Source organism: Streptomyces sp. Y7 (assembly GCF_043195415.1).
Taxonomy (GTDB): Bacteria; Actinomycetota; Actinomycetes; order Streptomycetales; family Streptomycetaceae; genus Streptomyces.
Window position 1 is genome coordinate 112,936 of the sequence record NZ_JBIDDQ010000015.1, and the last position, 23,289, is coordinate 136,224.

Genomic DNA, 23,289 nt, shown 5'->3' on the forward strand with positions numbered 1-23,289 from the left:
TATCACGGCGCGGGGTGGGCTATTCGATCAACCGGCTGTCGCTAGGTGCCGGTGGGGCTGCCGCTCGGCTTGGGACTCGCGCTCGGGCTCGCGCTCCCGCCGCCTCCGCCCGAGCCGCCGCCGGTCCTGTCCGGCTGCGACTGCGCGTCCTCGGCCCGCTGGAGCGCGTCCTCCAGATCCTTCTGCGCCTTTCCGTACGCCTCCCAGTCGCCCTTCTTCAGGGCGTCCTGGCCGGCCTCGAAGGCCTTCTGGGCGTCGTCGAGCGCGTCCTGGACCGTCGGGTTGTCGGACGTCGGCGGAGGCGTCGTACCGCCCTCCTCGTCGCCCTCGTCCGGTGGCTGGGTGGTGGCGCCGTCCGCTCCGAAGACCTTGTTCAGCGCCTCGCCGAGCGTGTCCTCGAAGGCGGTGGTGCCGCCGTAGGACACCAGCACCTTGCGCAGCAGCGGGTACTTGAGTCCGCCACCGCGTACGTAGACCGGCTCGACGTAGAGCAGTCCGCCGTCCAGCGGCACCGCGAGCAGGTTGCCGTACTCGACTTCGGAGTCGCCGCCTCTGAGCAGCCTGATGGTCTCGGCGATGTCCTGTTCGGAGTTGAACTGGCTCTGGACCTGGCTGGGGCCGTTGACCGTGGTGTTGGTCGGCAGTTTCAGGATTCTGATCTTGCCGTAGTCACCCGTGCCCGCCTCGGCGTCGACGGCCATGAAGGCGCTGAGGTTGTCCCGGCCGTTCGGTGTGAACGTCGTCGTCAACGAGAACGCCTGCGCCGCCTGATCGGGCATCTTCATGCTCAGGTAGTACGGCGGCGTCGCGCTGCCCGACTTGTTGGTCGGGTCGTCCGGCACCTGCCAGACCTCGCTGCCGCTGAGGAACGTCGTGGCGTCCTTCACGTGGTAGCGGGTGAGCAGCTCGCGCTGGACCTTGAACAGGTCCTGCGGGTATCGCAGGTGGGCCATCAGCGACTTGGAGATCTCGCTCTTGGGCTCCACGGTGTTCGGGAAGGCCTTCATCCAGGTCTTCAGCACCGGGTCCTTGGTGTCCCACTGGAAGAGCTTGACCTCGCCGGTGTAGGCGTCGACCGTCGCCTTCACCGAGTTGCGGATGTAGTTGACCTGGTTCTGCTGAGCCACCACCGCTCGGTTGTCGTTGGTGGCGGTCAGCGAGTCGGCCGTGGTGTCGCCGAGGGTCGTACGGGACGAGTACGGGTAGCCGTTCGTCGTCGTGTACGCGTCGACGATCCACTGGATACGGCCGTCCACGACCGCCGGGTAGGCGTCGCCGTCGATGGTCAGCCACGGGGCGACCGCCTCGACGCGCTCCTTGGGCGTGCGGTTGTACAGGATGCGCGAACCGTCGCCGATCGCGCCCGAGTACAGGATCTGCGGCTCGCCGAACGCCACCGCGTACGCGGCCCGGTTGACCGGGTTGGAGAGGCTGACGCCGCTGTCGGCCTTGTAGCTGTAGGTCTTCTCGCCGCTGTCGTCGGAGTAGTCGATCTCCTTCTGGGGACCGCCGACGATCGAGTACATCGTGGTCTTCTCGCCGTAGTAGACCCGCTGTTCGTACGTCCCGAGGTCGCCCTTGGACGGCAGGTCGGACTCGGTGAAGTCGGGGCGGCCCTGCGCGTCGGCGCTGGTGCCCTCGGCGGCGACCACGCCGTAGCCGTGGGTGTAGCGGAAGTGGTCGTTGATCCAGTTCCGCTTCGGGATGCCGTTGAGATTGATCTCACGCAGACCGATGACGGTGTCCTGGTCCTTGCCGTCCTTGGCGTACCGGTCGACGTCCAGGTTTGTCGGGAACGCGTAGTAGTTCCTGATCTGCTGGAGCTGCTGGAACGTCGGCGAGACGATGTTCGGGTCCAGGATGCGGATGCTCGCCGTGGCGTCGACGTCGTCGCGCAGCTTCGTCTTGTCCTCGGTCTTGCTCGTGCCCGGGTACTCGGTGACCTGCGTGCCGTCGATGCCGTACGCGTCGCGCGTCGCCTTGAGGTTCTTCTCGACGTACGGCGCTTCCTTGGCCTGCTCGTTGGGCTGGACCTGGAACTTCTGCACGATCGCCGGGTACAGGCCGCCGATGAGGATCGCGGAGAGCACCATCAGGCCGAAGCCGATGACGGGCAGCTGCCAGGTGCGCCGCCACAGGGTGGCGAAGAACAGCAGCGCGCAGATCACGGCGATGCAGAACAGGATCGTCTTGGCCGGCAGATAGGCGTTGGCGTCGACGTACCGGAGGCCGGTCCAGTTGTCGGTCGCCTTGAAGTCGCTGGACTTCACGGCGAGTCCGTACCGGTCGAGCCAGTACGCGACCGCCTTCAGGGCGACGAAGATGCCGATGAGCACCGACAGATGACCGGTGGCGGCGGCCGTGGCGCGCGCGCCCGGGCTGGTGATCCGCAGCCCGCCGTACAGGTAGTGGGTGAGCGCGGCGGCGATCACGGAGAGGATCGCGGCGGCGAAGCCGAAGCCGAGCAGGAACCGGTACCAGGGCAGGTCGAAGGCGTAGAAGCCGACGTCGAGGTGGAACTGCGGGTCCTTCTCACCGAAGGGGACGCCGTTGACCCACATCAGCCAGGTCCGCCACTGGCTGGAGGCGGAGGCGCCGGCGATCAGCCCGACCAGTGCGGTGATCGCGAGCAGCAGCCACTTCTTGTACGGCGCGATGCCCATGCGGTAGCGGTCGAGGCTCTGCTGCTCCATCGACATGGCGCTCAGCGGGGGGCGCAGCCGGTGCGCCAGCCAGATGTTGAAGCCGACCGCGAGGGCCATCAACAGACCGAAGACGAAGAAGAGTCCGATCTTCGTCCACAGCGTGGTGGTGAACACCGAGGAGTAGTTCACCGACCGGTACCAGAGCCAGTCCGTCCAGAAGCCCGCGAACATGGTGAAGGCCATGCCGAGGACGGCGAGCACGCCCAGTGTCATGAGCAGGGTCCGGACACGCCGGGACGGGCGGCCCACTCTGATCCGTGGCCCGGTCGGGCCTCCGCCGCGGTCCGGCATCTGGAAAGCCAAGGTTCGCACCCCGAAGTTCGCTGTTGGTCTGGGTCAGGCCCGCGTCTTCGTGGACCCTCCGTGGCCCCCCGTGATCGTGGGCCCACATCTATGCAACTTACTCACCGTTTACTCGGTTCCCGATTCCGGCCAGGAACGAGAGAGGATTGTGACCATGTCCAACACTCCCATGGCTGCGAACCCGCTGACCCGGGCCGTCCTCGAGATCGACGAGTACGCCTCCGGCCTCGGCTGGGACCAGCCCGCCCGCCTCTTCGCCCTCGTCGACACCGCACGGCTGCGAGTCCAGGAACCCGGCCTCGCCGCCCAGCTCGGCCTGGGGGACGAGGAGGCGACCTCCGGCCTGACCCCGATCGAGCAGGACGAGATTCCAACGGGCAAGCAGCTCGACGAGTTCCTCGGCACCATCGCCTGGCCCGACGCGGTGGCCGGCTGCGCGCTCACGGTGGAGCGCCTGATGCTGCCGCCGTCCGCCGAGACGCAGGTCCCGCAGGGCCTGAGCGACGCGAAGCTCGCGAAGTGGGTGGCGGAGCACCCGGAGCGTCAGGAGGTCCGGATGACGGTCGCGGTCCTGCGCGACGGCACCCGCGAGTCGGCGCTGCGCCTGCGCGAGAAGGACACCCCGACGGAGGTCCTCACCGGCCCGGACCTCGTCCCGGGCCTGGCGGAAGCGCTGACGGCGACCTTCGAGGACTGAGGCCCGGCGGTCCCGCCACTCGGTCTTCCGGTACGACGACGGGGGCGCCCCTCGGTGTGAGGGGCGCCCCCGCTGCCGTGGCGATGCCTGCCGGTCAGCTCTTCGTCGTGCACCGGGGCAGGTCGGCGGTGTCGCCGGAGCGGATGTCCTCCAGGGCGCCGAGGGCGTCGTCGATGGTGTCGACCTTGACGAGGGTGAGCCCGCCCGGGACGTCCCTGGCGGCGGTCGCGCAGTTGTCGGCGGGGGTGAGGAAGTACTGGGCACCCTTGTCGCGCGCGGCGATGGTCTTCAGCTCGATGCCGCCGATGGGGCCGACCTTGCCGGCGTCGTCGATGGTGCCGGTGCCGGCCACGAACTTGCCGCCGGTGAGGCTGCCCGGGGTGAGTTTGTCGTAGAGGCCGAGCGAGAACATCAGGCCCGCGCTGGGGCCGCCGACGTCGGCGAGCTTGATGTCGATGCTGAACGGGAAGGTGTGGTCGGTCCCGGCGGAGATCCCGACGATGGCGCGCTTGTCGCCGCTGTCGGTGGACTCCGCGGTCCTGATGGTGACCTTCTCGGTCTTCGTCGGCGTCCGGCGCTCCTTCTCCGCGGCCACCTGCTCCTTGGCGGGCACGATCGTGAAGACGACGTCCTGGCCGGGCTTGCGCTTGGTCACCAGCTCGGCGACGTCCCCGGGCTCCTTGACCGTCGTACCGTCGACGGCCTTGATCACGTCACCGGCGTGCAGCTTGCCCTCGGCCGGGGTGCCCTTGACGACGGTGGAGACGATCACCCAGCTCTGCACCGGGATGTCCAGCGCCTTCAGGGCGGCGACCTTGGCGCTCTCCTGGGACTGGCTGAACTCCTCGGCGTTCTCCTGGGTGGACTGCTCCTCGGTCTTGCCGTCCGGGTAGAGCGTGTCGTGCGGGACGACCTTGTTGTCGTGCGCGAGCCAGCCGTAGACGGCCTCGACCAGGTTCATCTTGTAGTCGGCGCTGGTGACCCGGACGGTGGTCATGTTGAGGTGACCGCTCGTCGCGTACGTCTTGCGTCCGGAGATCTGCAGCACCGGCTCACCGTCGTGATCGCCGAGGGTGTTGACGGTCGGCCCCGGGGACATCTCCGCGTACGGCACGGGAATGAACACTCCCGCGCACAGGAGCGCGATCAGCATCAGGGTGGAGGCGAGCATCGTCGCGGTGCGGCGTGGCATGACAAGACAGTACGTGACAGTCCTGTCAGAGCCCCGTCAGGGCCGCGATCCCGGATCCGTGATCATGCGTGGCGCCGTCGTGGGGCGATCATGTGCGGGAGGAGGACTTCTCCATGGCCGCGCGGAAGCGGGCGTAGCCGTCGAGCTCCGGGCCGTCGCCCCGCGCCCTGCGGGTCCGGTTGGCCCAACTGCCCCACAGGCCGGCGATGACCGCAGCCACGAGCGGAATCAGCAACCAGGCGAGCGCCGCCATGCCGTCCTCCCATCCCCAGTGAGTGACCGCAACTGACTGATCAGCAGATTAACCACTGGCACTGACAACGCTCACGCCAGGGGTGCGGTTACGCAAGCCGAGTGGGGTGGACGGGGCTTCGGGTGGGGCGCGGGAGGCTCGTGGGCCGCTCAGCAGGCGCCGACCCACTCCTCCGTACCGTCCGCGAACTTCTGGTGCTTCCAGATCGGCACCTCGTGCTTGAGATCGTCGATCAGCTTGCGGCACGCCTCGAAGGCCTCGCCTCGGTGGGGGCAGGAGACGGCGACCACGACGGCGAGATCCCCGACCCGGAGGTCGCCGACCCGGTGGACCGCGGCGAGCGCCCGCACCGGGTACTCGGCGACGACCTTCTCGGCGATCCGCCGCATCTCGGCCTCGGCACTGGGGTGGCACGAGTACCCGAGCTCGTCGACATCGGCACCCCCGTCGTGGTTGCGCACGGTGCCCACGAACAGCGCGGTCCCACCGGCGGCGTCGTCCCCGACGGCACGGAAGACCTCGTCCAGGGAGAGAGCCGTCTCGCGAACGGCGATGAGCTTGACGGGATCCTGAGCGCCCTGCTCACCGGGGTGATCGTTGGTAGGTGCCATGGTCCCATCGTGCCCCACGCGTGCGAGGACGGGGAATAGCGTCATCGCCCGGCACACGCGTGTGCGGCTTTGGAGCCTCCTACAGGCCGGCCCGCCGCGGGCCGGCGCTCAGATCCGCCGCCTGGCCTTCCGGGCCCGCCGTACGACCGCCGCCGCGCCCAGCAGGGCCACCGTCGCTCCCGCCGCTCCGGCGGCCGTGGCGTCCTTGCGGCCGAGCCGCCTGCCGGCCACCGTGTGCCTGCCGGAGACCTCTTCCAGCAGCTCAGCGAGGACTTCCTCGTTGGTCCACTGCGGCCGCCAGCCGGCGTCGTGGAGCCTGCTGCCGCTGACCACCCACGGATACATCGTGTAGGCCAGGTCCCCGGCCGGGGAGGGCGTGAGCCCGATGCGGTGCAGACGGGCCGCGGCGCCCAGCGCGACCGCCGAGGGCAGTTCCATGCGCCGGATCCCGCTGAGCTCCTCGACCTCCTCCTGCTCCAGCCAGCCGTCGCAGCCGACGGCGAGTTCCCCTTCGACCTTCTCCAGGACGGCGTACTCGAGGGCGCTGCACAGGTCCTCGACGTGACAGAACTGCCAGGCGGGCCGCGAACCGGCGACGACGAGCAGCCGAGGCGACTCGAAGTACCTGGTCAGCGCGGTGTCGGTGCCGCCCACCAGCACGGCGGGCCGCACGACCGTGACATTGAGTCCCGGGTGGGCCCTGGGGGCCCGCCGCGCGAGCCGCTCGATCTCCAGGAGGTCGCCGACGCCGGTGGCCTCGGCCGTCGCCCGGAGTTCGGCGTCCTCGGACAGCGGCAGCTCGTTGTCGTCGAGCGCCCCGTAGACCATCGCGGAGGTGCACAGCACCACCCGGTGGATCCCGGCGGCCGCGGCGGCCGTCAGGACGGTCTGCGTCCCCCGAACGTTGTAGGCCGTCCGCGCGGCGGCATCCGTCTCCAGATCCAGGTCGAGCGCCAGGTGCACGACCACGTCGGCGCCCCGCAGCTTCTCGGCGATGGCGGGGTCCCGCACATCGAGGATGTGCCACTGCGCGGCGGCGCAGTCACCGCGCCGCTCGTCGATGGCGATGACCTGCTTGACCTCGTCGGACGCGACCAGCCGCTCGGTGAGCAGCGCGCCGATCCCGGACGCGGCACCGGTCACCGCGACGACGGGTCCGCGCACGCCGCGCGCGGCGTGCGGGGTTGACTGGTTTCGCGCTGCGCGAACCTGCGGATCAGGGGAACTCACCGGGCGTCTCCAGCGGTTGTCTTTAGTACGAACGCGAGTGACGCGTACGTACCAGGTGGCATCCATCCTGCCGCAGGCCGAGAGTCGGCGAAGCACCGAGGCCCGATCGCCTCGCGGTGTCTACGCTGGGTGGTGTTATCGGGCAGTCGTGCCTCCGGCGCCAGCCGGTGGCCTTAACAGCCGAGGAATCCCGTGAGTGACACCCCATTCGGATTCGGCCTTCCGCCGGAGGAGCCGGACGACGGCGACGAGGGCAAGAAGAAGGACCAGCAGAGCGGTGGTGGTCAGGGACCGGCCAACCCGTTCGGTTTTGGCGGGCTGCCCGGTGCCGGCGGCATGGGGGGCGGTGCCGACAATCCGTTCGCAGCCATGTTCGGTTCGCTGAACCCCAACGACCTGGGCGCCGCCTTCCAGCAGCTGGGCCAGATGCTCTCCTACGAGGGCGGCCCGGTGAACTGGGACATGGCCAAGCAGATCGCCCGCCAGACGGTCTCCCAGGGCACCGCGGACGGCACGAAGGACGCGAGCGTCGGCCCCTCCGAGCGCACCGCCGTCCAGGAGGCCGTACGCCTGGCGGACCTGTGGCTGGACGACGCGACGTCCCTGCCGTCCGGCGCGGGCACCGCCGTCGCGTGGAGCCGCGCGGAGTGGGTCGAGGCGACCCTGCCCGCGTGGCAGGAGCTCGTCGACCCGGTCGCGGAGCGGGTCGGCACCGCCATGGGCGACGTCCTGCCGGAGGAGATGCAGGCCATGGCCGGCCCGCTGATCGGCATGATGCGTTCGATGGGCGGCGCCATGTTCGGCACGCAGATCGGGCAGGCCGTCGGCGTGCTCGCGGGTGAGGTCGTCGGGTCCACCGACATCGGCCTGCCGCTCGGCCCGGCCGGCAAGGCCGCGCTGCTGCCGGTGAACATCGAGACGTTCGGCAAGGACCTGGGCGTGCCCAAGGAGGAGGTGCGGCTGTATCTCGCCCTGCGCGAGGCCGCCCACCAGCGCCTCTTCGCGCATGTGCCGTGGCTGCGCTCGCACCTGTTCGGCGCTGTCGACGGCTACGCGCGCGGGATCAAGGTCGACACCGCCAAGCTGGAGGACGTGGTCGGCCAGTTCGACCCGCAGAACCCCGAGCAGCTTCAGGACGCGCTCCAGCAGGGCATGTTCCAGCCGGAGGACACCCCGGAGCAGAAGGCGGCCCTGGCTCGTCTGGAGACGGCTCTGGCGCTCGTCGAGGGCTGGGTCGACGCGGTGGTCCACGCCGCCGCCAAGCCCCGTCTGTCGTCCGCCGACGCGCTGCGCGAGACGCTGCGCCGCCGGCGTGCCTCGGGCGGCCCGGCGGAGCAGACGTTCGCCACGCTGATCGGTCTGGAGCTGCGCCCGCGGCGCCTGCGTGACGCCTCGCGCCTGTGGGCCTCGCTGACGGACGCGCGCGGTGTGGACGGCCGTGACGCCCTGTGGGCGCACCCCGACATGCTGCCGACGGCCGGTGACCTGGACGACCCGGACGGTTTCGTGCACCGCGAGCACCTCGACTTCTCCGAGCTCGACAAGATGCTCGGCGAGGCGGCGAGCGGCTCCGGCGAGAAGCCGAACCTGAAGAAGGACGACGACTCCGAGGGCGACGACGCAAAGGGCGACGACACCGAGTGAGCCTGTACGACGACGCGGTCCTCGTGCTGAAGGGGTACGAGGACCAGGAAGAGCTGCGCCGGACGTATCTGGAGCATCTGGAGACGCACCCGGACGGCATGTGGAAGGCCTGCGCCGACGGGCACATCACGGCCAGCGGCCTGGTGATCGACCCCTCACTGGGTCGGGTGCTGCTGACACTGCACAAGAAGCTGCGGATGTGGCTTCAGATGGGCGGCCACTGCGAGCCCTCCGACGACACGCTGGCGGCGGCCGCGCTGCGCGAGGCGACCGAGGAGTCCGGTGTCGCGGGGCTGTCGCTGCTGCCGGGCGGCCCGGTGCGCCTGGACCGGCATCACACGCCGTGCGCCTGGCATCTCGACGTCCAGTACGCGGTGCTGGCCCCCGCGGGCGCCGTGGAGGCGATCAGCGACGAGTCGCTGGACCTGCGCTGGTTCGCCTACGACGAGGTGGCGGACGTCGCGGACGAGTCGGTCGTACGCCTGCTGGAAGCGACCCGCGCCCGCCTGTGAACGCGCGAGGGGCGACCGCGGCAGGCGGTCGCCCCTCGACACTCGGCAGGCGGTTCGCTCCTCGACCCAGGCGCGGGTCCCGCCCCGAAAGGGGCCCGGGGAACTGCGCGACCGGCCACACACGACCCGCGGCCGTATGACGACGCGCAAGCCCCCGAACCCTCGGCCCGACCCGCGGAGCGATCAGCTCCAGACGTTGCCCTGGTTCTGACCTCGCGCCCCCTGCTGCCCCATGCCGTACTGGGCGGCGAGGCCGGAGCCGATCTGGGCGTTCTGCGGCGGCAGCAGTTCGCTCGGCTGGACCAGCGCGAAGCCGGCGCCCATGAAGCTGAGCTCCCAGCCCTCGCCGGTGCTGCCACGGCGCCGCCACACCCCGGAGGAGTGCGTCTGGGCCTGCATCTGCACCCGCAGCGCGGTGGACCAGGCGACGATCGCGTCCGCGTCGCAGTTGACGTACTTGTCCGGCGTCACCTGCATCATCAGCGGCATGCCGGAGGTCATGAGGGCGACCTTGCCGCGGCCGGTGATGTTGAGCTGGTACTTCCCCGAGCCGGAGATGCCGTAGAGGCTGTCCACGGCGATGACCTCGTGGTGCAGCGTGGACTCCATCGCCAGCACATAGCTGCTGTCGACGGTCAGCCCGTCCTGGTCGACGTCCATCAGGTGGATGTGCTGCTTGAGGTTGGCGAGGTAGACCGTGCCCTGTCCGTGACAGCGCATGAGGTCCAGGCCCTCGCCGGTGTGCGCACGCGCGCGTCCCTGCTGGTTGCTCTGGTACTCGGCGTCGAACTCGACGAGTCCCTGGTAGGCGACCATCGTGCCCTTGCGGGCGAGGATGTCGTCGTGACCCTCCAGGTTGACGCGGAGCATCTGCTTGTTCTGCAGGCTCCAGCGGTCCTGGGTCTGCTGGTCGTTGTAGGCGAAAATCGGGCTCTGCATGGCGTTCTCTCGCTCCCCCTCAGCCCCGGACCCGGAGGCGGTCGGTGCTGTCCTCGCTGGGCTGGACGACGACGATGCCCTGGCCGGAGAAGGCCATCTGGTAGGCCTCGCCGCTGCCCCGGCCGATGAGCGACTGCGCCTTGAAGCTGCGCTTGCCCTTCACCTTGAGGTTCGGGGACCAGGCGACGAGCGCGTCGGGGTCGACGTACGTCTCGTCCTCACCGCCGCCGCAGTCGACGACGATGGGCTTGCCCCGGGAGGTCAGCGCGACCCAGCCCTGCCCGGAGATCTTGGTGTTCCACAGGCCCTGCCCGGCGAACTTCGCCAGGCCCTTGACCCGCTCGACGCCCCACGTGAGGTGCGCGTCGAAGGCGAGCAGGTTGGTGGCGTTGACGGAGATGCCGTCGCCGTTGAGGTTGATCACGACGACGTTGGCGCCGTAGTCGGCGAGGTAGAGCAGTCCGTCGCCGGAGCACTTCATCAGCGGCGCGCCTTCACCGGTGAGCCAGTCCTTGGCGATCTGGCGGACGGCCGGCGGGTTGGGCTCGTACTGGACGAAGCCTTCGTAGGCGACCATCGAGCCCACGCGCGCGAGGAGGTCGTTCCCCGTCTGCATGGCGACCTTCAGCATGTGGTTGCCGTGGTTCTCCATGCGGGCGGAGACCGGTGCGGGGGCGTAGCCCGCGAGCGGCTGGTTCATGACGGGCTCTCCCTCAGATCTCGTACGGCTGGACGACGATGAAGTTGCCGGGAGCGGCCCGGAACTGCAGGTTCACGCTCTCACCGGTGTCGCCGGGGTAGGCGTTGCGGCGCATGCGGACCTGGCTGGAGACGACCACCTGCGCGGCGGACGACCAGGCGACCACGGCGTTGCAGTCGGCGAACGTCGTGGGCGTCACCGGCAGCACCACGGGCGTGCCGTGCGTCTTGACGACGATGGTGCCGGTGCCTGTGAACTGCATCGTGAACAGCGCGCCACCGGGGATGCCGTGCCCCTCGATGCGGCGGACCTCGTACTGAAGGCTCTCGTCGAACGCGAGGACGTTCTCCGCGGAGACGCAGATGCCGTCGCCCTGGAGCTCGATGGGGTGCAGCATCGTGGAGTTCTCGGCGAGGAACACCTGGCCCTGGCCGGTGCAGCGCATCAGCTGCATCTCCTGGCCGGTCGCGTTGCCCACGATCCGGCCGGCGAAGCCCGCGCCCTTGTAGCTGAAGTCGACCTTGCCCTGGTAGAGCACCATGCTGCCCTGGCGGGCGAGTACGGGCTGACCGCCGATGCCGAGGTCGACGCGGACCAGCTTCTTGTTCTGCTGCGTCCAGCGCTGACCGGTCGGCGTCTCCTTGAACTGCTGGAGCGCGGCGGCCACACCGGGACCCTGGGGCGTGCCTTGCGGGGCACCCTGCGGGGCTCCGTAGGGCGCCTGCTGGCCCGGGACCTGCCCGTAGGGAGCCTGCTGGCCGTACCCCGGGGGCGGGGTGGGCTGGCCCTGGCCGTAGCCGGGGGGCGGGGTCGGCTGGCCGTAGCCGGGCGGCGGGGCCGGGGCCTGCGGGGCCGGCGGCGTCTGGGGGTAGCCGTAACCGGGAGGCGGCGGCGCCGAGGGCTGACCGTAGGGCTGCTGTCCGGGCTGGCCGTACGGCGCGGGCGCCGGGGCGGGCGGCGGCGGGGCGCCCCCGGGCGGCGTCATGGGCGCGACGATGGTCGGCTGGGCGTGCACCGAGGGTGCGGGCGCCGGGGACGGGGGCGGCGGGGTGGAGCCCGGCGGAGGCGCGAAGCCCTGCGCCGCGGGCTGCGGCGCGGGGGCGGGTGCCGGGGCGGGCGGCGGTGCCGCGCCCGCGGGGGCGCCGAACGCGGGAGGCGCGGCGGCCTGGGCCGGGGGCGCGAAGCCGGGCGAGGCTCCGGCCTGGGGCTGCTGCGGCGCGGCGGGCGCCTCCTCCTCGGCGACCTCGCCGCCGAAGTTCTGCAGCAGCGCTTCCAGGCCACCGTCGAAGCCCTGGCCGACGGCGGCGAACCGCCAGACGTCCTTCAGGTAGAAGTCGCCCAGCATCACGGCGCGTTCGGTGGAGAACTCCGAGCCGTTGAAGGCGTACCGGGCCACCTCCTCGCCACCGGCGACGATGCGGATGTAACCCGGGCCGACCTGCGACATCTGCCCGGCGCCGTCGATCGTCGCCGTGAAGGACAGCTTCTGGATCTGCGGGGGGATCCTGTCGAGCGTGACCCGGAAGGACTCCGTGTCACCGGCCTGGTTGCCGAGGAGCTGGATGGCTTCCTCGGGCGACTTCGGCTGGTTGAAGAAGACGAAATAGCGGTCGTCCGAGAGCCGTTCGTCGGCGTCGAGACCGAAGCAGCTGATGTCGAAGCTCAGCCCTGGGGCGGCGATCTGTACGCCTACGTACAGATCCGTGCCCGCGGTGAGGTCACTGATCTTGGCCTTGTGGCCGCGTTGGAATTCCCTGGCCATGCGTAACGACCGTCCCCCATCCCGAATGTAAGTGCGTCGCGCCAGGCTAACGGCAAACTCGGACATCGGACGAAGCCGGTACAGACCCGGTACACAACCTGCGCCCGGCCGAACCTGAAGCACCGCGCGGGGCCGCTTCACGGGCTGCGCACGAGCCGCGTCACCGGCGATGTCACCGATGGCGCCGGACAACGGAATGCCTCCGTCGTCGGCCCCTCGGGCTCATTCGCCGCGCGCACCGGGCAAATGGGGCAACCGCTCGGCCGCGACCACGCCTTCGAGATAGCCCTTCGCCCGCTCGGTACGCGGATACGCCTCCAGCAGCCGCCAGAAACGGGGCCCGTGCCCGGGCACCAGGAGATGCGCGAGTTCGTGCAGGAGGACGTAGTCGACGACGTATTCGGGCATGCCCTGCAAGCGGTGCGAAAGCCGAATACTGCCCTCGGCCGGGGTGCACGAACCCCAGCGGGTGTTCTGGTTGGTGACCCAGCGCACCGAGTTGGGCCGCGCGCGACCGCCCAGATACTGGTCCGAGAGCCGCTCGGCGCGCTCCGCCAACTCCGCGTCACCGATGACCCGCTTGCTCTCCTGCGCGGCCAGCTTGTCCAGCATGACGTTCACCCAGCGCTGCTCCTCCGCCTCGGACATCCGGGCAGGGATGAGCACGACGGTGCGATCGCCCTCGCGGTACGCCGAGACCGTCCGGCGACGCCGGGCGCTCCTGCGGACCTCGATCGCGTTCGCCCCCGAGCCGCTCGGTGGCGGGCTCGTCGTACTGCGCTGTGGCGTTCCGGCGCGGTGCAGTGGGTCGGCGGACACGCCCCGACGTTACCCGCTGCACATGGGGGAAGTCCCGACTCCGGGACGGTTCGATCCCGATCCCCCACCATGCGTTTGATTTGTACGACGAATATCCACCGCCTGTGGACAACTTTCCGCACCACCGGCCGTATCGCGGCATCCTGAAATCCGTCGGCGAAGCTGCGACCGAGCTTCTCCGCCGCACGCGAATGTTCCACGACGGCTACGGGGGCCTGTTCATGTATGCGGGTAATTCGACCGATTCAGTCATTCCGGCCGAGCCGTCCACGCCGACGACTCCAGCAACTCGCCCAGCCCCACCGGATCCCCCGACTCCAACTCCAGGAACGCCACCGACCCCACGGGCGCCCCAGGTGAAGCCGTCTCTGCGGCGCGGCTGGCGCGACCTCAACACCGTGCAATTCGGGATGACTCCGGCACACGCGCTGACACTGGGCCCGATCGACACCGCGACGGGCAGCTTCCTCGACCTGCTCAACGGCACCCGCGGACTGGAGCTGTTGCGCGAGGAAGGCCGTCGCATGGACCTGCCGGACGGCCATGTCGACGCACTGGTGCGCCGCCTCGCGGGAGCCGGACTGCTCGACGACGCGAAAGGGGGCGGCCCGGCCGGCGACGCCCTGCGCCGCAAGAAAGAGGTACTGGACCGACTGCGCCCCGACCTGGCGTCACTGTCCCTGACCACATCCGAACCGGGTGCGGCGATGAGCCGCCTCACCGCACGCCGCTCACTGAACGTCCAGGTGCAAGGCGCCGGACGAGTGGGGTCGACGGTGGCCTCACTCCTGGCGGCAGCCGGCGTCGGCCACATCGACGTGCGCGACGTCGGCCGGGTCGAGCCGTGGGACGTGACGCCCGGCGGCCTGCCCGCGGAGACGGTCGGCGACCGCAGGGACGAAGCCGCGCGGCGCACGGCACGCCGCTGCGCACCGGACCGCCCACCACGCCGCGGCGCCCACTCACCCATGGGAGAGGAGACCAGTGGCCACTCCCTCGTGATCATCGCGCCCCGGGACGACGTAGCCGTGCACGCGCCCTCACCCTCCGCCGCCGAATCCCTCGTCTCCTCCGGTACACCCCACCTGTACGCCGGTGTCGTGGAGGCCACCGGTGTGGTCGGCCCGCTCGTGCTGCCCGGCGAGACCGGCTGCGCCGGCTGTCTGCACGAGGGACGCACGGACCGGGACCCGGCATGGCCCCGGCTGATCACGCAGTGGCGCTCGGGCTCGGAGAGGGCGCGCGAGGTGCGGCCCTGCGACCTCACTTTGGCCACCACCGTCGCCGGTCTGGCCGCCGCGCACGCCCTTTCTTTTCTGGACGGCCTGGTTCCGTCCAGCGTGGGTGCACGCTGGGAAGTGTCACTACCCGCTCTGACCTGGCACGCCCGGCCGGTGTGGGCGCATCCGGCATGCGCGTGCGGCGCCGCGGAGAAAGGTGAGGGAGAACACCCCTCCGAGGACGGGCAGTGGCGCGAGACAATGGCGGAGCAGCGGCCGTCGAAGGAGTCACGCCGTAGGGCAGACGCGGAGCGGCCGACTGGGACCTGGAGGGCGCATGTCTGATCTTCCCCGCAAGGCGGTCACCCGTACCGCCAAGCTCGCCGCGCTCCCGCTCGGCTTCGCCGGACGGGCGACATGGGGACTGGGCAAGCGGATCGTCGGCGAGTCCGCGGAGCTCGTCGGCCGCGAGCTGCAGCAGCGCACCGCTGAGCAGATGTTCAAGGTGCTCGGCGAGCTCAAGGGCGGCGCCATGAAGTTCGGGCAGGCCCTGTCCGTCTTCGAGTCCGCTCTGCCCGAGGAGATCGCCGGCCCGTACCGCGCCGCGCTCACCAAGCTCCAGGAGGCAGCGCCTCCGATGCCGACGCGCACCGTGCACTCGGTGCTGGCGGAGCGGCTCGGCGAGGACTGGCAGGACCTGTTCCTGGAGTTCGAGGACAAGCCGGCCGCGGCCGCCTCGATCGGCCAGGTGCATCGCGGGGTGTGGCACGACGGGCGCGAGGTGGCCGTCAAGGTGCAGTACCCGGGAGCCGGCGAGGCCCTGCTCTCCGACCTGAACCAGTTGAGCCGCTTCGCCCGGCTCCTGGGCCCCCTGATCCCCGGCATGGACATCAAGCCCCTGATCGCCGAGCTCAAGGACCGGGTCTCGGAGGAACTGGACTACGGCCTGGAGGCACAGGCCCAGCAGGCCCACGCGGAGGAGTTCGCCGGCGATCCCGACGTCGTCGTGCCCGCGGTGGTCCACCAGTGCGAGCAGGTCCTGGTCACCGAGTGGATCGACGGCATCCCGCTCTCCGAGGTGATCTCCGACGGCACCGAGGAGCAGCGCAACCGTGCCGGTCAGCTCCTGGCCCGCTTCCTCTTCTCCGGTCCGGCCCGCACGGGCCTGCTGCACGCCGACCCGCACCCCGGGAACTTCCGCCTCCTGCCGGGAGACCCCGACGACGAGGGCGACTGGCGGCTGGGCGTCCTGGACTTCGGCACGGTCGACCGCCTCCCGGGAGGCCTGCCGACACCCATCGGCGACTCCCTGCGCATGACCCTGGACGGCGACGCGGACGCGGTCTACGAACTCCTCTGCGAAGAGGGCTTCGTCAAGGAGTCCATCGACCTGGACCCCGACGCCGTCATGGACTACCTGCTGCCGATCATCGAACCGGCGCAGATCGACGAGTTCACCTTCACCCGCGGCTGGATGCGCAGCCAGGCCGCACGAGTCGCCGACCCCCGCTCCCCCGCCTACCAACTGGGCAAACAGCTCAACCTGCCCCCGGCGTACCTCCTCATCCACCGGGTGACACTGAGCACGATCGGGGTGCTGTGCCAGCTGGGCGCGACGGTACGGCTGCGCGAGGAACTGGAGGAGTGGCTACCGGGATTCGTCCTGGAGGAGCCGCCCGCCGAGGAGGACTCGGCAGCGGAGGCGTGAACTGACGCCGGTGCCGGCCTACCACCAGGCCGAGTCCAGCCGGCCCTCGATCGCTCTCAGGTTCTCTCGCGAGCATGTGTCGCAGATGTAGCGCCGGGTGCCGTTCTCCACGGAGCAGGTCCAGGTGGGTTGCGGGGACCGAGCCTCGGTGCCGCAGTGGGCACACACGAGGGACTGGGGCTCTGCGGTGGAGCCGCCGTTTTCACTGCCTCTGTCACTGCCTCCGGAAAGACTCGTCACTCGGCGACGATACCGCCGCCTCTTCCGATCGCCGGGGACAACGCACCGCGGGGGCCGGTCCGTTCATACGGACCGGCCCCCGCGGGGTGTAGTCATCGCCTCCCTGGTCGGGAGGCAACCGCATGGCGGCGGCGTCGATTACTGCATGACCGCCATGGCGAGCGCGCGGCGGGCACGCATCGAGGCGCGCTCGGCCCTGCGCTGCATCCGGCGCGCGGACGCCAGGCGCACGGCCCGGCGTTCCCGCACCGCCTCGTGCTGGCGCTCGTGCATATGCGCACGAGCCAGGGCTTCTTGGATGAGTTGCATCTCTCGGTTCCTGTTCTGACGCGAGTCGTTCGCGCCACTGATGGTGAAGTCTTCAGGCTTGGTGCCTGCGAGCTCGTTGGTGGACGGCTTCATCGGGGCCTGCTTCTGGGGGTCGTGCGTGAGGGGACGGTCGATCGTGCCTGCGGTGTTCATGCCGTGACCGGGTTCTTGCGCGGGCGACCACGCGGCCGCTTCCGGGCGACGACAACACCCTGGACGAACAGCTCGCCACCCCAGACGCCCCAGGGCTCACGCCGCTCCTTGGCGCCGGCGAGGCAGGCCTCGATCAGCGGGCAGGTGCGGCAGAGGGACTTGGCGTACTCGACGTCCGCCGGCGACTCGGCGAAGAAGACCTCCGGGTCGTAGGAGCGGCAGGGGACGGGTACGCCGAGGTTCTCGATGGCGTCGTCGAGCGCGGTGAGCGCGGTGAGCGCAGTGAGCGGGGTCAAGGTGGAGTCCTCCGTGGAGCCGGGCTTGGGGATCGTGTCTGAAGGCGGTACTGACGGGGCGTGCGCTTCGAGTTGCACGGTTGGTCTTCCTCGTCTGTTCGTTCCGGCCCTGTTGGGCCGGTTGGCGGCTGGTACCGGGTTCTTTTCTTGTCCCGAGGCCCCTTCGCTCTGTCATCCCCGTTGGAGGACAAACAGAAGGGCCGCGGATCCCGGATGGGGTTCCGCGGCCCTGAAGGCGCCGGCCTGATCGACTGTCAGGCTGGATCACTCCAGGGTTCTGGCCCACGGAAGGCCCACATCTGGTGGTGCTGCGTCGTCTGCTTCCGGAATCCGGCACCGGTCGCTGCAAAGGCATAGGCATGTGCCTTGGCCTCTACTGCCGCTTCCAGTGCCTTGGTCGGTCGCTCATTGCGCTCACGGACGGGAAGGCCCGCGAGAGACACGGAGGACGCCGGACGGACGGCACGGATGCCGGACAGACCGGTGCCCTGGTTCGAGGCGCTGAGCATGCACAGGGAAGCGACGACCGAGCGATCGGTCATTTTGGCGCTGCTGATGGAGCTGGCGTTGATGCTGATCACTGGACTCGCCTCCTCTCGGCGTCTCGGGGGACTGGCGTGAGCCAGTCCTGCGGGTATGCAAGTACAACACGGAATTGGGGCCTCCGAGAAGGCCTCCGTTCCCGTGGCTAAGAACCTATGGGGATTGCTGGGGCATGCGCAAACTATTTTTTCGACGAGTTGGTGTCATTCCCCGTCCTGGCCCTGCTCAAGCTCTTGGCCTGCGCAGATGGCCAGGACATCGGCTCCGTAGCGGTCCAGCTTGCGCTTGAGCACTCCTGGGATGCGCGACAGCTCATCCGGACCGGCCGGCTCCGCCTCGGCGATGGCCATCAAGGTTCTGTCCGTGAAGACGCAGAAGTCCGGCTGTCCGCTGAGCCGCGCCTGGACGCCCCGCCACTCGCGGAGGCGTTCGTAGAGGCCCTCGTCCATGTCGGAGGGGCAGTCCTCGCAGCGCATCAGCTTCATCTCGCCGGCGTCGGTGAGGGTGCGCCCGCAGACGCGGCAGCGGGCGGGGCTGCGCTGCGTCCGTCGCGGGGCGGCGTCCGGTCTGCTGGTGTATCCGCGCTCGACCCCGCCGGAGCCGCGGGCTGCGGCGCGTCCGACGGTGGCGGTGGAGCCGGGCCGCAGTCCGTCGAGGAAGCGGCTGGGGCGGCGGTTGGGCCGGCCGCCGGGGGCGCGGGTGAGTGCCCAGGAGACGTGGAGGTGGCGGCGGGCGCGAGTGACGCCGACGTAGAGGAGCCGGCGCTCCTCCTCGATCTGCTCGTCGGTCTTTGCGTAGGTGATCGGCATCATCCCTTCGGCGACGCCGACGAGGAAGACGACGTCCCACTCCAGGCCCTTGGCGGAGTGCAGGGAGGCGAGGGTGACGCCCTGGACGGTCGGGGCGTGCTGGGCGTTGGCCCGCTCGTCGAGTTCCGCGACGAGGTCGGCGAGGGTGGCGCCGGGCTTGGCGGCGGCGAAGTCCTGGGCGAGGTTCACCAGGGCCGCCAGGGACTCCCAGCGCTCTCTGACGGCGCCGGAGCCGGCCGGTGGCTCGGTGGTCCAGCCCTCCCCCGACAGCACGGCACGCACCTGGGAGGGCAGGTCGACGACGTCGTCGAGGAGGCTGTCGTTGCCGCCGAAGCGGGCGGCGCCGCGCAAGGCGATGCCGGCCTTGCGTACTTCGGGCCGGTCGAAGAAGCGCTCGGCGCCGCGCAGCTGGTAGGGGACGCCCGCGTCGGCGAGGGCCTGTTCGTAGGACTCGGACTGGGAGTTCGTACGGAACAGGATGGCGATCTCGCTGGCGGGGACGCCGGAGTCCATGAGTTCCCGGATGCGGCGGGCGGCGCCCTCGGCTTCGGCGGGTTCGTCCGTGTACTCGGTGTAGACGGGTTCGGGGCCGGCGTCGCGCTGGGAGATCAGTTCCAGGCGGTGGTCGGCTGCGCGTCCACTGGCCTGGGCGAGCAGGCCGTTGGCGAGGTGCACGACCTGGGGGGTGGAGCGGTAGTCACGCACGAGCTTGACGACCGTGGCGCCGGGGTGGCGGGTGCGGAAGTCGAGCAGGTGGTCGGGGGTTGCGCCTGTGAAGGAGTAGATCGTCTGGCTCGCGTCGCCGACGACGCACAGGTTGTCCCGTTCGCCGAGCCACAGCTCCAGCAGGCGTTGCTGGAGGGGGCTGACGTCCTGGTACTCGTCGACGACGAAGTGCTGGTACTGGGAGCGGACCTGGTCGGCGATGTCGTGCCGGTCCTGGAGGATGGCGACGGTGAGGAGCAGGACGTCCTCGAAGTCCATGACGGAGCGGTCGCGTTTGAGGTCCTCGTAGACGTTGTAGATCTGGGCGATCTCGGCCGGGTCGCGAGGGGCTTCGCGGCCGGCTTTCGCGGCGGCGGGGGCGTAGTCGGTGGGGACGGTCTGGGTGACCTTGGACCACTCGATCTCGGCGGTGACGTCCCGCAGCTCGTTGCGGTCGAGGCGGATGCGGCAGGCGGCGGCCGCGTCGGCGACGAGTTGGATCTTGCGGTCGACGAGGCGGGGCATCGAGCCGCCGATCGCTTTCGGCCAGAAGTACTGGAGCTGGCGCAGGGCCGCCGAGTGGAACGTACGGGCCTGGACTCCGGCGGCGCCGAGCTGGCGGAGTCGGCCGCGCATCTCTCCGGCGGCGCGGTTGGTGAAGGTGACGGCGAGCACGCTGGAGGGCTGGAGGATGCCTGCGCGGACCCCGTAGGCGATGCGGTGGGTGATGGCTCTCGTCTTGCCGGTGCCGGCGCCCGCGAGTACGCACACCGGTCCGTGCAGGGCGGTGGCCACCTCGCGCTGCTCGGGGTCGAGCCCGTCGAGCACCGCGTCGGCCGAGTCCGGTGCCTGCGGGAAGAGGGTGGAGTGCGTTGCTGGTGTCACACGGCCATGCTGCCAGGTCGCCGGAGACGGCTGTGCCGGTTGTCCACAGGCAGGCATCGATAGTCGTACCAATGCGGCAGGCGTCACGTGAGGGCCATACCCCGGGTGGGAATGGCGGCCCGGTCGCGTACGTTCCCCCTCTGGACGACCTGTTCCCCCGAGCTATCAGAGGAGCGCGCGAGACATGCAGGGCACTGTGACGATGTACAGCACCACCTGGTGCGGCTACTGCCAGCGGCTGAAGAAGCAGCTGGACCGCGAGGGCATCGCGTACACGGAGATCAACATCGAGCAGGACCCGGAGTCCGCGTCTTTCGTCGAGAAGGCGAATGGCGGAAATCAGACGGTCCCGACCGTGCTCTTCGCGGACGGTTCGACGATGACGAACCCTTCGCTGGCTCAGGTCAAGCAGAAGATCAGCGCCTGATCGCACCGTCGGTGCGGTCCTTGGAAGGCGGTCCCTGAGGCGCTTCAGGGACCGCCTTCGTGTGTGTCCGGGGGGCGGAGGGCGCTCGGGTACCGAGCGCCCTCGCGGATGGGGGTCGTCTCAGACGAAGCTTCTGGTCGGCAGGGGCTTGCCGTACCAGAGCTCGATGAGGCGGGCCGCGATGGAGATGCCGTAGGGCGGCAGGACCTCGCCGGACTCGAAGGCGACGCGCAGTTCCTCGCGGGAGAACCAGCGGGCCTCGTGGATCTCGTCGCCGTCGACCTCTACGTCGGTGGTGGTGGCGCGGGCCATGAAGCCGAGCATGAGGCTGGACGGGAAGGGCCAGGGCTGGCTGGCGACGTACTCGACCTGGCCGACGGTGATGCCGGCCTCCTCGAAGACTTCGCGGCGCACGGTCTGCTCGATGGACTCACCGGGTTCGACGAAGCCGGCGAGGGTGGAGAAGCGGCCCTCGGGCCAGTGGACCTGGCGGCCGAGGAGGATGCGGTCGTCCTCGTCGGTGACCGCCATGATCACGGCGGGGTCGGTGCGGGGGTAGTGCTCGGCACCGCAGGCGGGGCAGCGGCGGATGTGGCCGGCCGCGGCGATCACGGTGCGCTCTCCGCAGCGGGAGCAGAAGCGGTGGGTGCGCTGCCAGTTCTCCAGGCCGACGGCGTGCACCATCAGGCCGACGTCGCGCGGTGACAGCAGCAGGCCCGCCTCGCGCAGGCCGGCCGCGCGCGCGGACTGGTCGATGCGGCCGGGCAGGGCGTCCTTCTGGAGGGCGAAGTAGCTGACGCCGTCCTCGTCGATGCCGAGGAAGTAGCGGTGCGCCTCGGTCAGAGGGGCCTCGAACGAGGGGGTCATGACGAGTTCGGTGCGTCCGTCCGCCGTCTCGTCGATGAGGACCTGGCCGCCGGAGACCACGAAGCAGCGGGTGGTGGGGTGGCTCCACGCTGCCGCGAGCCAGGCCTCGTCGAGCCGGTGGTGGGCGGCGCGGTCGATGCCGCTCGGGGCGGTGAGCGAGATGGGTCGGTCGGCGGTGTGGTCGGTCCAGGTGGTCACGGGTGCTTCCAACTCCCCCAGTGGAACGGTGTGCTTCGGCGGGCGGATCGGCGGGACGTGGGACGGGAGGCGACCGGTCGCGGCAGGGCTGGGCGGTGCGGGGCGGCGTTTCCAGTGTGCCCCGCGCGCGATGCCTCTCCGGACGGGCCCGGTGGCTCAGGGCGCATGGCGCCAGGTCGCGGCCAGGTCGCCCCACAGGTAGGCGGTGGTCTCGACGCCCTTGAGGAGCAGGTCCAGCTCGACCTTCTCGTTCGGGGCGTGCCAGCCGTCGGAGGGGACGGAGATGCCGAGGAACAGCACGGGTGCGGCGAGGACGTCCTGGAGGTCTGCGGCCGGTCCTGAGCCGCCTTCGCGGGTGAAGCGCACGGGGCTTTCGAAGGCGCGGCCCATGGCCCGTACGACGGACTGCAGGGCCGGGTGGTCCAGGGGCGTCAGGCACGGGCGCGTGGCACCGGTGAAGGTGATCTCGCCGCGGACGCCCGCGGGTACCTGGTCGGCGGCCCAGGCGCGGACGGCCTTCTCGATGTGCTCGGGGTCCTGTCCGGCGACGAGGCGGAAGGAGATCTTCACCATCGCGGAGGACGGGATGATCGTCTTGCTGCCGGGGCCCTGGTAGCCCCCGCCGATGCCGTTGACCTCGGCGGTCGGGCGGGCCCAGATGCGCTCCAGGGTGGTGAGGCCGGCCTCGCCGTGGGTGGCGTGGGACTTGGCGGTGCGCAGCCAGCGCGCCTCGTCGAAGGGCAGCTCGGCGAAGAGCTCGCGCTCGCGGTCGGTCAGCTCGACGACGCCGTCGTAGAAGCCGGGGATCGCCACGCGTGCGTGCTCGTCGTGCAGGGCGGCGACCAGGCGGGCGGCGGCGGTCGCCGGGTTGGGGACGGCGCCGCCGAAGGAGCCGGAGTGGATGTCCTGGTCGGGGCCGTACAGCCGGATCTCGCACTCGGCGAGGCCGCGCATGCCGGTGCACACGGTGGGGGTGTCCTCGGCCCACATGCCGGTGTCGGACACGATCACGGCGTCGGCCGCGAGGCGCTGCGCCCGCTCCTCGACGAGGGCGCGGAAGTGCGGGGAGCCGGATTCCTCCTCGCCCTCGATGAGGAGCTTGAGGTTGACGGCGGGGGTGGTGCGGCCGGTGGTGGCGAGGTGGGTGCGGACGCCGAGTGTGTGGAAGAACACCTGGCCCTTGTCGTCCGCGGCCCCGCGCGCGTAGAGGCGTCCTTCGCGGACGACGGGCTCGAAGGGCTCGCTGTCCCAGCCGTCCTCTCGGGCGGCGGGCTGCACGTCGTGGTGGCCGTAGACGAGGACCGTGAGCGCCTCGGGGTCGTCGGAGGGCCACTCGGCGTAGACCGCGGGGGCGCCGGCCGTGGGCCAGACCTCGGTGGTCGGGAAGCCGGTCTCCTTGAGTTTGGCGGCGAGCCAGTCGGCGCTGCGGCGTACGTCGGGCGCGTGGTCGGGCTGGGCCGACACGGAGGGGATGCGCAGCCACTCGGCGAGGTCGTCGAGGAAGGCGGCACGGTGCTGCTCGATGTACGTGCGGACGGCGCTGTCCGGGGTCTGGCTCATGG

At 70.4% G+C, this 23,289-nt stretch carries 22 protein-coding genes; 6 read left to right on the forward strand and 16 right to left on the reverse strand.

The features are described from left to right. Positions 1 to 41: 41 nt before the first annotated feature. Positions 42 to 2,996 (reverse strand): UPF0182 family protein, encoded by a 2,955-nt coding sequence (locus ACGFW6_RS29900; RefSeq protein WP_393516700.1) that lies wholly within the window; start codon positions 2,994 to 2,996, stop codon positions 42 to 44. A gap of 166 nt (positions 2,997 to 3,162) precedes the next feature. Between ACGFW6_RS29900 and ACGFW6_RS29905 the strand changes: the two genes are divergently transcribed. Next, positions 3,163 to 3,705 (forward strand): PPA1309 family protein, encoded by a 543-nt coding sequence (locus ACGFW6_RS29905; RefSeq protein WP_393516513.1) that lies wholly within the window; start codon positions 3,163 to 3,165, stop codon positions 3,703 to 3,705. A 94-nt stretch (positions 3,706 to 3,799) separates the two neighbouring features. On the opposite strand, the gene ACGFW6_RS29910 is transcribed toward ACGFW6_RS29905, so the two are convergent. The 4 genes from ACGFW6_RS29910 to ACGFW6_RS29925 form a co-directional block, all read right to left on the reverse strand. Continuing rightward, complete coding sequence (locus tag ACGFW6_RS29910) at positions 3,800 to 4,897, reverse strand: PDZ domain-containing protein (protein WP_393516516.1); 1,098 nt, start codon at positions 4,895 to 4,897, stop codon at positions 3,800 to 3,802. An 88-nt stretch (positions 4,898 to 4,985) separates the two neighbouring features. Beyond that, positions 4,986 to 5,150, reverse strand: a complete 165-nt coding sequence (locus tag ACGFW6_RS29915) for a hypothetical protein (protein ID WP_393516519.1) — start codon at positions 5,148 to 5,150, stop codon at positions 4,986 to 4,988. A 149-nt stretch (positions 5,151 to 5,299) separates the two neighbouring features. Next, the gene (locus ACGFW6_RS29920; RefSeq protein ID WP_393516522.1) at positions 5,300 to 5,761 is read right to left on the reverse strand and encodes a molybdenum cofactor biosynthesis protein MoaE; all 462 of its coding nucleotides are present in this window, start codon (positions 5,759 to 5,761) and stop codon (positions 5,300 to 5,302) included. Between the two features lie 108 nt (positions 5,762 to 5,869). Continuing rightward, positions 5,870 to 6,991, reverse strand: coding sequence for an SDR family oxidoreductase (locus ACGFW6_RS29925; RefSeq protein WP_393516525.1), 1,122 nt, complete (start codon positions 6,989 to 6,991; stop codon positions 5,870 to 5,872). A 192-nt stretch (positions 6,992 to 7,183) separates the two neighbouring features. Between ACGFW6_RS29925 and ACGFW6_RS29930 the strand changes: the two genes are divergently transcribed. Beyond that, on the forward strand, positions 7,184 to 8,635 hold the full coding sequence (locus tag ACGFW6_RS29930) for a zinc-dependent metalloprotease (RefSeq protein WP_393516528.1): 1,452 nt from the start codon (positions 7,184 to 7,186) through the stop codon (positions 8,633 to 8,635). Further along, complete coding sequence (locus ACGFW6_RS29935; RefSeq protein WP_393516531.1) at positions 8,632 to 9,147, forward strand: NUDIX hydrolase; 516 nt, start codon at positions 8,632 to 8,634, stop codon at positions 9,145 to 9,147. Before ACGFW6_RS29930 ends, ACGFW6_RS29935 begins: the two co-directional genes overlap by 4 nt. A gap of 183 nt (positions 9,148 to 9,330) precedes the next feature. Here ACGFW6_RS29935 and ACGFW6_RS29940 read toward each other — a convergent pair whose 3' ends face one another. From ACGFW6_RS29940 to ACGFW6_RS29955, 4 genes are all read right to left on the reverse strand, one after another. Further along, complete coding sequence (locus ACGFW6_RS29940; protein WP_393516533.1) at positions 9,331 to 10,086, reverse strand: AIM24 family protein; 756 nt, start codon at positions 10,084 to 10,086, stop codon at positions 9,331 to 9,333. Positions 10,087 to 10,105: 19 nt separating this feature from the next. Then, the gene (locus ACGFW6_RS29945; protein WP_393516536.1) at positions 10,106 to 10,786 is read right to left on the reverse strand and encodes an AIM24 family protein; all 681 of its coding nucleotides are present in this window, start codon (positions 10,784 to 10,786) and stop codon (positions 10,106 to 10,108) included. Between the two features lie 13 nt (positions 10,787 to 10,799). Beyond that, positions 10,800 to 12,548: a TerD family protein gene (locus ACGFW6_RS29950; RefSeq protein ID WP_393516539.1), complete on the reverse strand. Its 1,749-nt coding sequence runs from the start codon at positions 12,546 to 12,548 to the stop codon at positions 10,800 to 10,802. Between the two features lie 222 nt (positions 12,549 to 12,770). Continuing rightward, on the reverse strand, positions 12,771 to 13,367 hold the full coding sequence (locus ACGFW6_RS29955; protein ID WP_393516542.1) for a M48 family metallopeptidase: 597 nt from the start codon (positions 13,365 to 13,367) through the stop codon (positions 12,771 to 12,773). 410 nt (positions 13,368 to 13,777) lie between these two features. Between ACGFW6_RS29955 and ACGFW6_RS29960 the strand changes: the two genes are divergently transcribed. Both ACGFW6_RS29960 and ACGFW6_RS29965 read left to right on the forward strand, forming a co-directional pair. Next, positions 13,778 to 14,932: a TOMM precursor leader peptide-binding protein gene (locus ACGFW6_RS29960; protein ID WP_393516545.1), complete on the forward strand. Its 1,155-nt coding sequence runs from the start codon at positions 13,778 to 13,780 to the stop codon at positions 14,930 to 14,932. Then, the gene (locus ACGFW6_RS29965; protein WP_393516548.1) at positions 14,925 to 16,295 is read left to right on the forward strand and encodes an ABC1 kinase family protein; all 1,371 of its coding nucleotides are present in this window, start codon (positions 14,925 to 14,927) and stop codon (positions 16,293 to 16,295) included. The genes ACGFW6_RS29960 and ACGFW6_RS29965 overlap by 8 nt, the downstream gene beginning before the upstream one ends. An 18-nt stretch (positions 16,296 to 16,313) precedes the next feature. On the opposite strand, the gene ACGFW6_RS29970 is transcribed toward ACGFW6_RS29965, so the two are convergent. The 5 genes from ACGFW6_RS29970 to ACGFW6_RS29990 form a co-directional block, all read right to left on the reverse strand. Further along, positions 16,314 to 16,535 (reverse strand): hypothetical protein, encoded by a 222-nt coding sequence (locus tag ACGFW6_RS29970; RefSeq protein ID WP_393516551.1) that lies wholly within the window; start codon positions 16,533 to 16,535, stop codon positions 16,314 to 16,316. Positions 16,536 to 16,673: 138 nt separating this feature from the next. Then, the gene (locus ACGFW6_RS29975) at positions 16,674 to 16,997 is read right to left on the reverse strand and encodes a hypothetical protein (protein WP_393516554.1); all 324 of its coding nucleotides are present in this window, start codon (positions 16,995 to 16,997) and stop codon (positions 16,674 to 16,676) included. Then, positions 16,994 to 17,371, reverse strand: a complete 378-nt coding sequence (locus ACGFW6_RS29980; RefSeq protein WP_393516557.1) for a WhiB family transcriptional regulator — start codon at positions 17,369 to 17,371, stop codon at positions 16,994 to 16,996. Before ACGFW6_RS29980 ends, ACGFW6_RS29975 begins: the two co-directional genes overlap by 4 nt. Before the next feature lie 176 nt (positions 17,372 to 17,547). Next, complete coding sequence (locus tag ACGFW6_RS29985) at positions 17,548 to 17,874, reverse strand: hypothetical protein (protein ID WP_393516560.1); 327 nt, start codon at positions 17,872 to 17,874, stop codon at positions 17,548 to 17,550. A gap of 165 nt (positions 17,875 to 18,039) precedes the next feature. Continuing rightward, positions 18,040 to 20,292 (reverse strand): ATP-dependent DNA helicase UvrD2, encoded by a 2,253-nt coding sequence (locus tag ACGFW6_RS29990; RefSeq protein WP_393516563.1) that lies wholly within the window; start codon positions 20,290 to 20,292, stop codon positions 18,040 to 18,042. 127 nt (positions 20,293 to 20,419) lie between these two features. On the opposite strand from ACGFW6_RS29990, the gene ACGFW6_RS29995 reads away from it, so the two are divergent. Continuing rightward, positions 20,420 to 20,662 carry a mycoredoxin gene (locus ACGFW6_RS29995; RefSeq protein WP_030947039.1) on the forward strand — a complete coding sequence of 81 codons (243 nt, stop codon included), beginning with the start codon at positions 20,420 to 20,422 and terminating at the stop codon, positions 20,660 to 20,662. 120 nt (positions 20,663 to 20,782) lie between these two features. Here the strand turns inward: ACGFW6_RS29995 and nudC are convergent, their stop codons facing one another. Together nudC and ACGFW6_RS30005 are read right to left on the reverse strand one after the other, a co-directional pair. Then, positions 20,783 to 21,727 carry an NAD(+) diphosphatase gene (gene nudC / locus ACGFW6_RS30000; RefSeq protein WP_393516567.1) on the reverse strand — a complete coding sequence of 315 codons (945 nt, stop codon included), beginning with the start codon at positions 21,725 to 21,727 and terminating at the stop codon, positions 20,783 to 20,785. 156 nt (positions 21,728 to 21,883) lie between these two features. Beyond that, positions 21,884 to 23,287 carry a dipeptidase gene (locus tag ACGFW6_RS30005; protein WP_393516569.1) on the reverse strand — a complete coding sequence of 468 codons (1,404 nt, stop codon included), beginning with the start codon at positions 23,285 to 23,287 and terminating at the stop codon, positions 21,884 to 21,886. Positions 23,288 to 23,289 lie beyond the last annotated feature (2 nt).

Coding starts and splice junctions, on each gene's coding strand:
- ACGFW6_RS29960 (WP_393516545.1), top strand. CDS start 13,778: ATGACTCCGGCACACGCGCTGACACTGGGCCCGATCGACACCGCGACG.
- ACGFW6_RS29950 (WP_393516539.1), bottom strand. CDS start 12,548: ATGGCCAGGGAATTCCAACGCGGCCACAAGGCCAAGATCAGTGACCTC.
- ACGFW6_RS29920 (WP_393516522.1), bottom strand. CDS start 5,761: ATGGCACCTACCAACGATCACCCCGGTGAGCAGGGCGCTCAGGATCCC.
- ACGFW6_RS29975 (WP_393516554.1), bottom strand. CDS start 16,997: ATGAACACCGCAGGCACGATCGACCGTCCCCTCACGCACGACCCCCAG.
- ACGFW6_RS29915 (WP_393516519.1), bottom strand. CDS start 5,150: ATGGCGGCGCTCGCCTGGTTGCTGATTCCGCTCGTGGCTGCGGTCATC.
- ACGFW6_RS29905 (WP_393516513.1), top strand. CDS start 3,163: ATGTCCAACACTCCCATGGCTGCGAACCCGCTGACCCGGGCCGTCCTC.
- ACGFW6_RS29990 (WP_393516563.1), bottom strand. CDS start 20,292: ATGCCTGCCTGTGGACAACCGGCACAGCCGTCTCCGGCGACCTGGCAG.
- ACGFW6_RS29945 (WP_393516536.1), bottom strand. CDS start 10,786: ATGAACCAGCCGCTCGCGGGCTACGCCCCCGCACCGGTCTCCGCCCGC.
- ACGFW6_RS30005 (WP_393516569.1), bottom strand. CDS start 23,287: ATGAGCCAGACCCCGGACAGCGCCGTCCGCACGTACATCGAGCAGCAC.
- ACGFW6_RS29995 (WP_030947039.1), top strand. CDS start 20,420: ATGCAGGGCACTGTGACGATGTACAGCACCACCTGGTGCGGCTACTGC.
- ACGFW6_RS29900 (WP_393516700.1), bottom strand. CDS start 2,996: ATGCCGGACCGCGGCGGAGGCCCGACCGGGCCACGGATCAGAGTGGGC.
- ACGFW6_RS29940 (WP_393516533.1), bottom strand. CDS start 10,086: ATGCAGAGCCCGATTTTCGCCTACAACGACCAGCAGACCCAGGACCGC.
- ACGFW6_RS29965 (WP_393516548.1), top strand. CDS start 14,925: ATGTCTGATCTTCCCCGCAAGGCGGTCACCCGTACCGCCAAGCTCGCC.
- ACGFW6_RS29910 (WP_393516516.1), bottom strand. CDS start 4,897: ATGCCACGCCGCACCGCGACGATGCTCGCCTCCACCCTGATGCTGATC.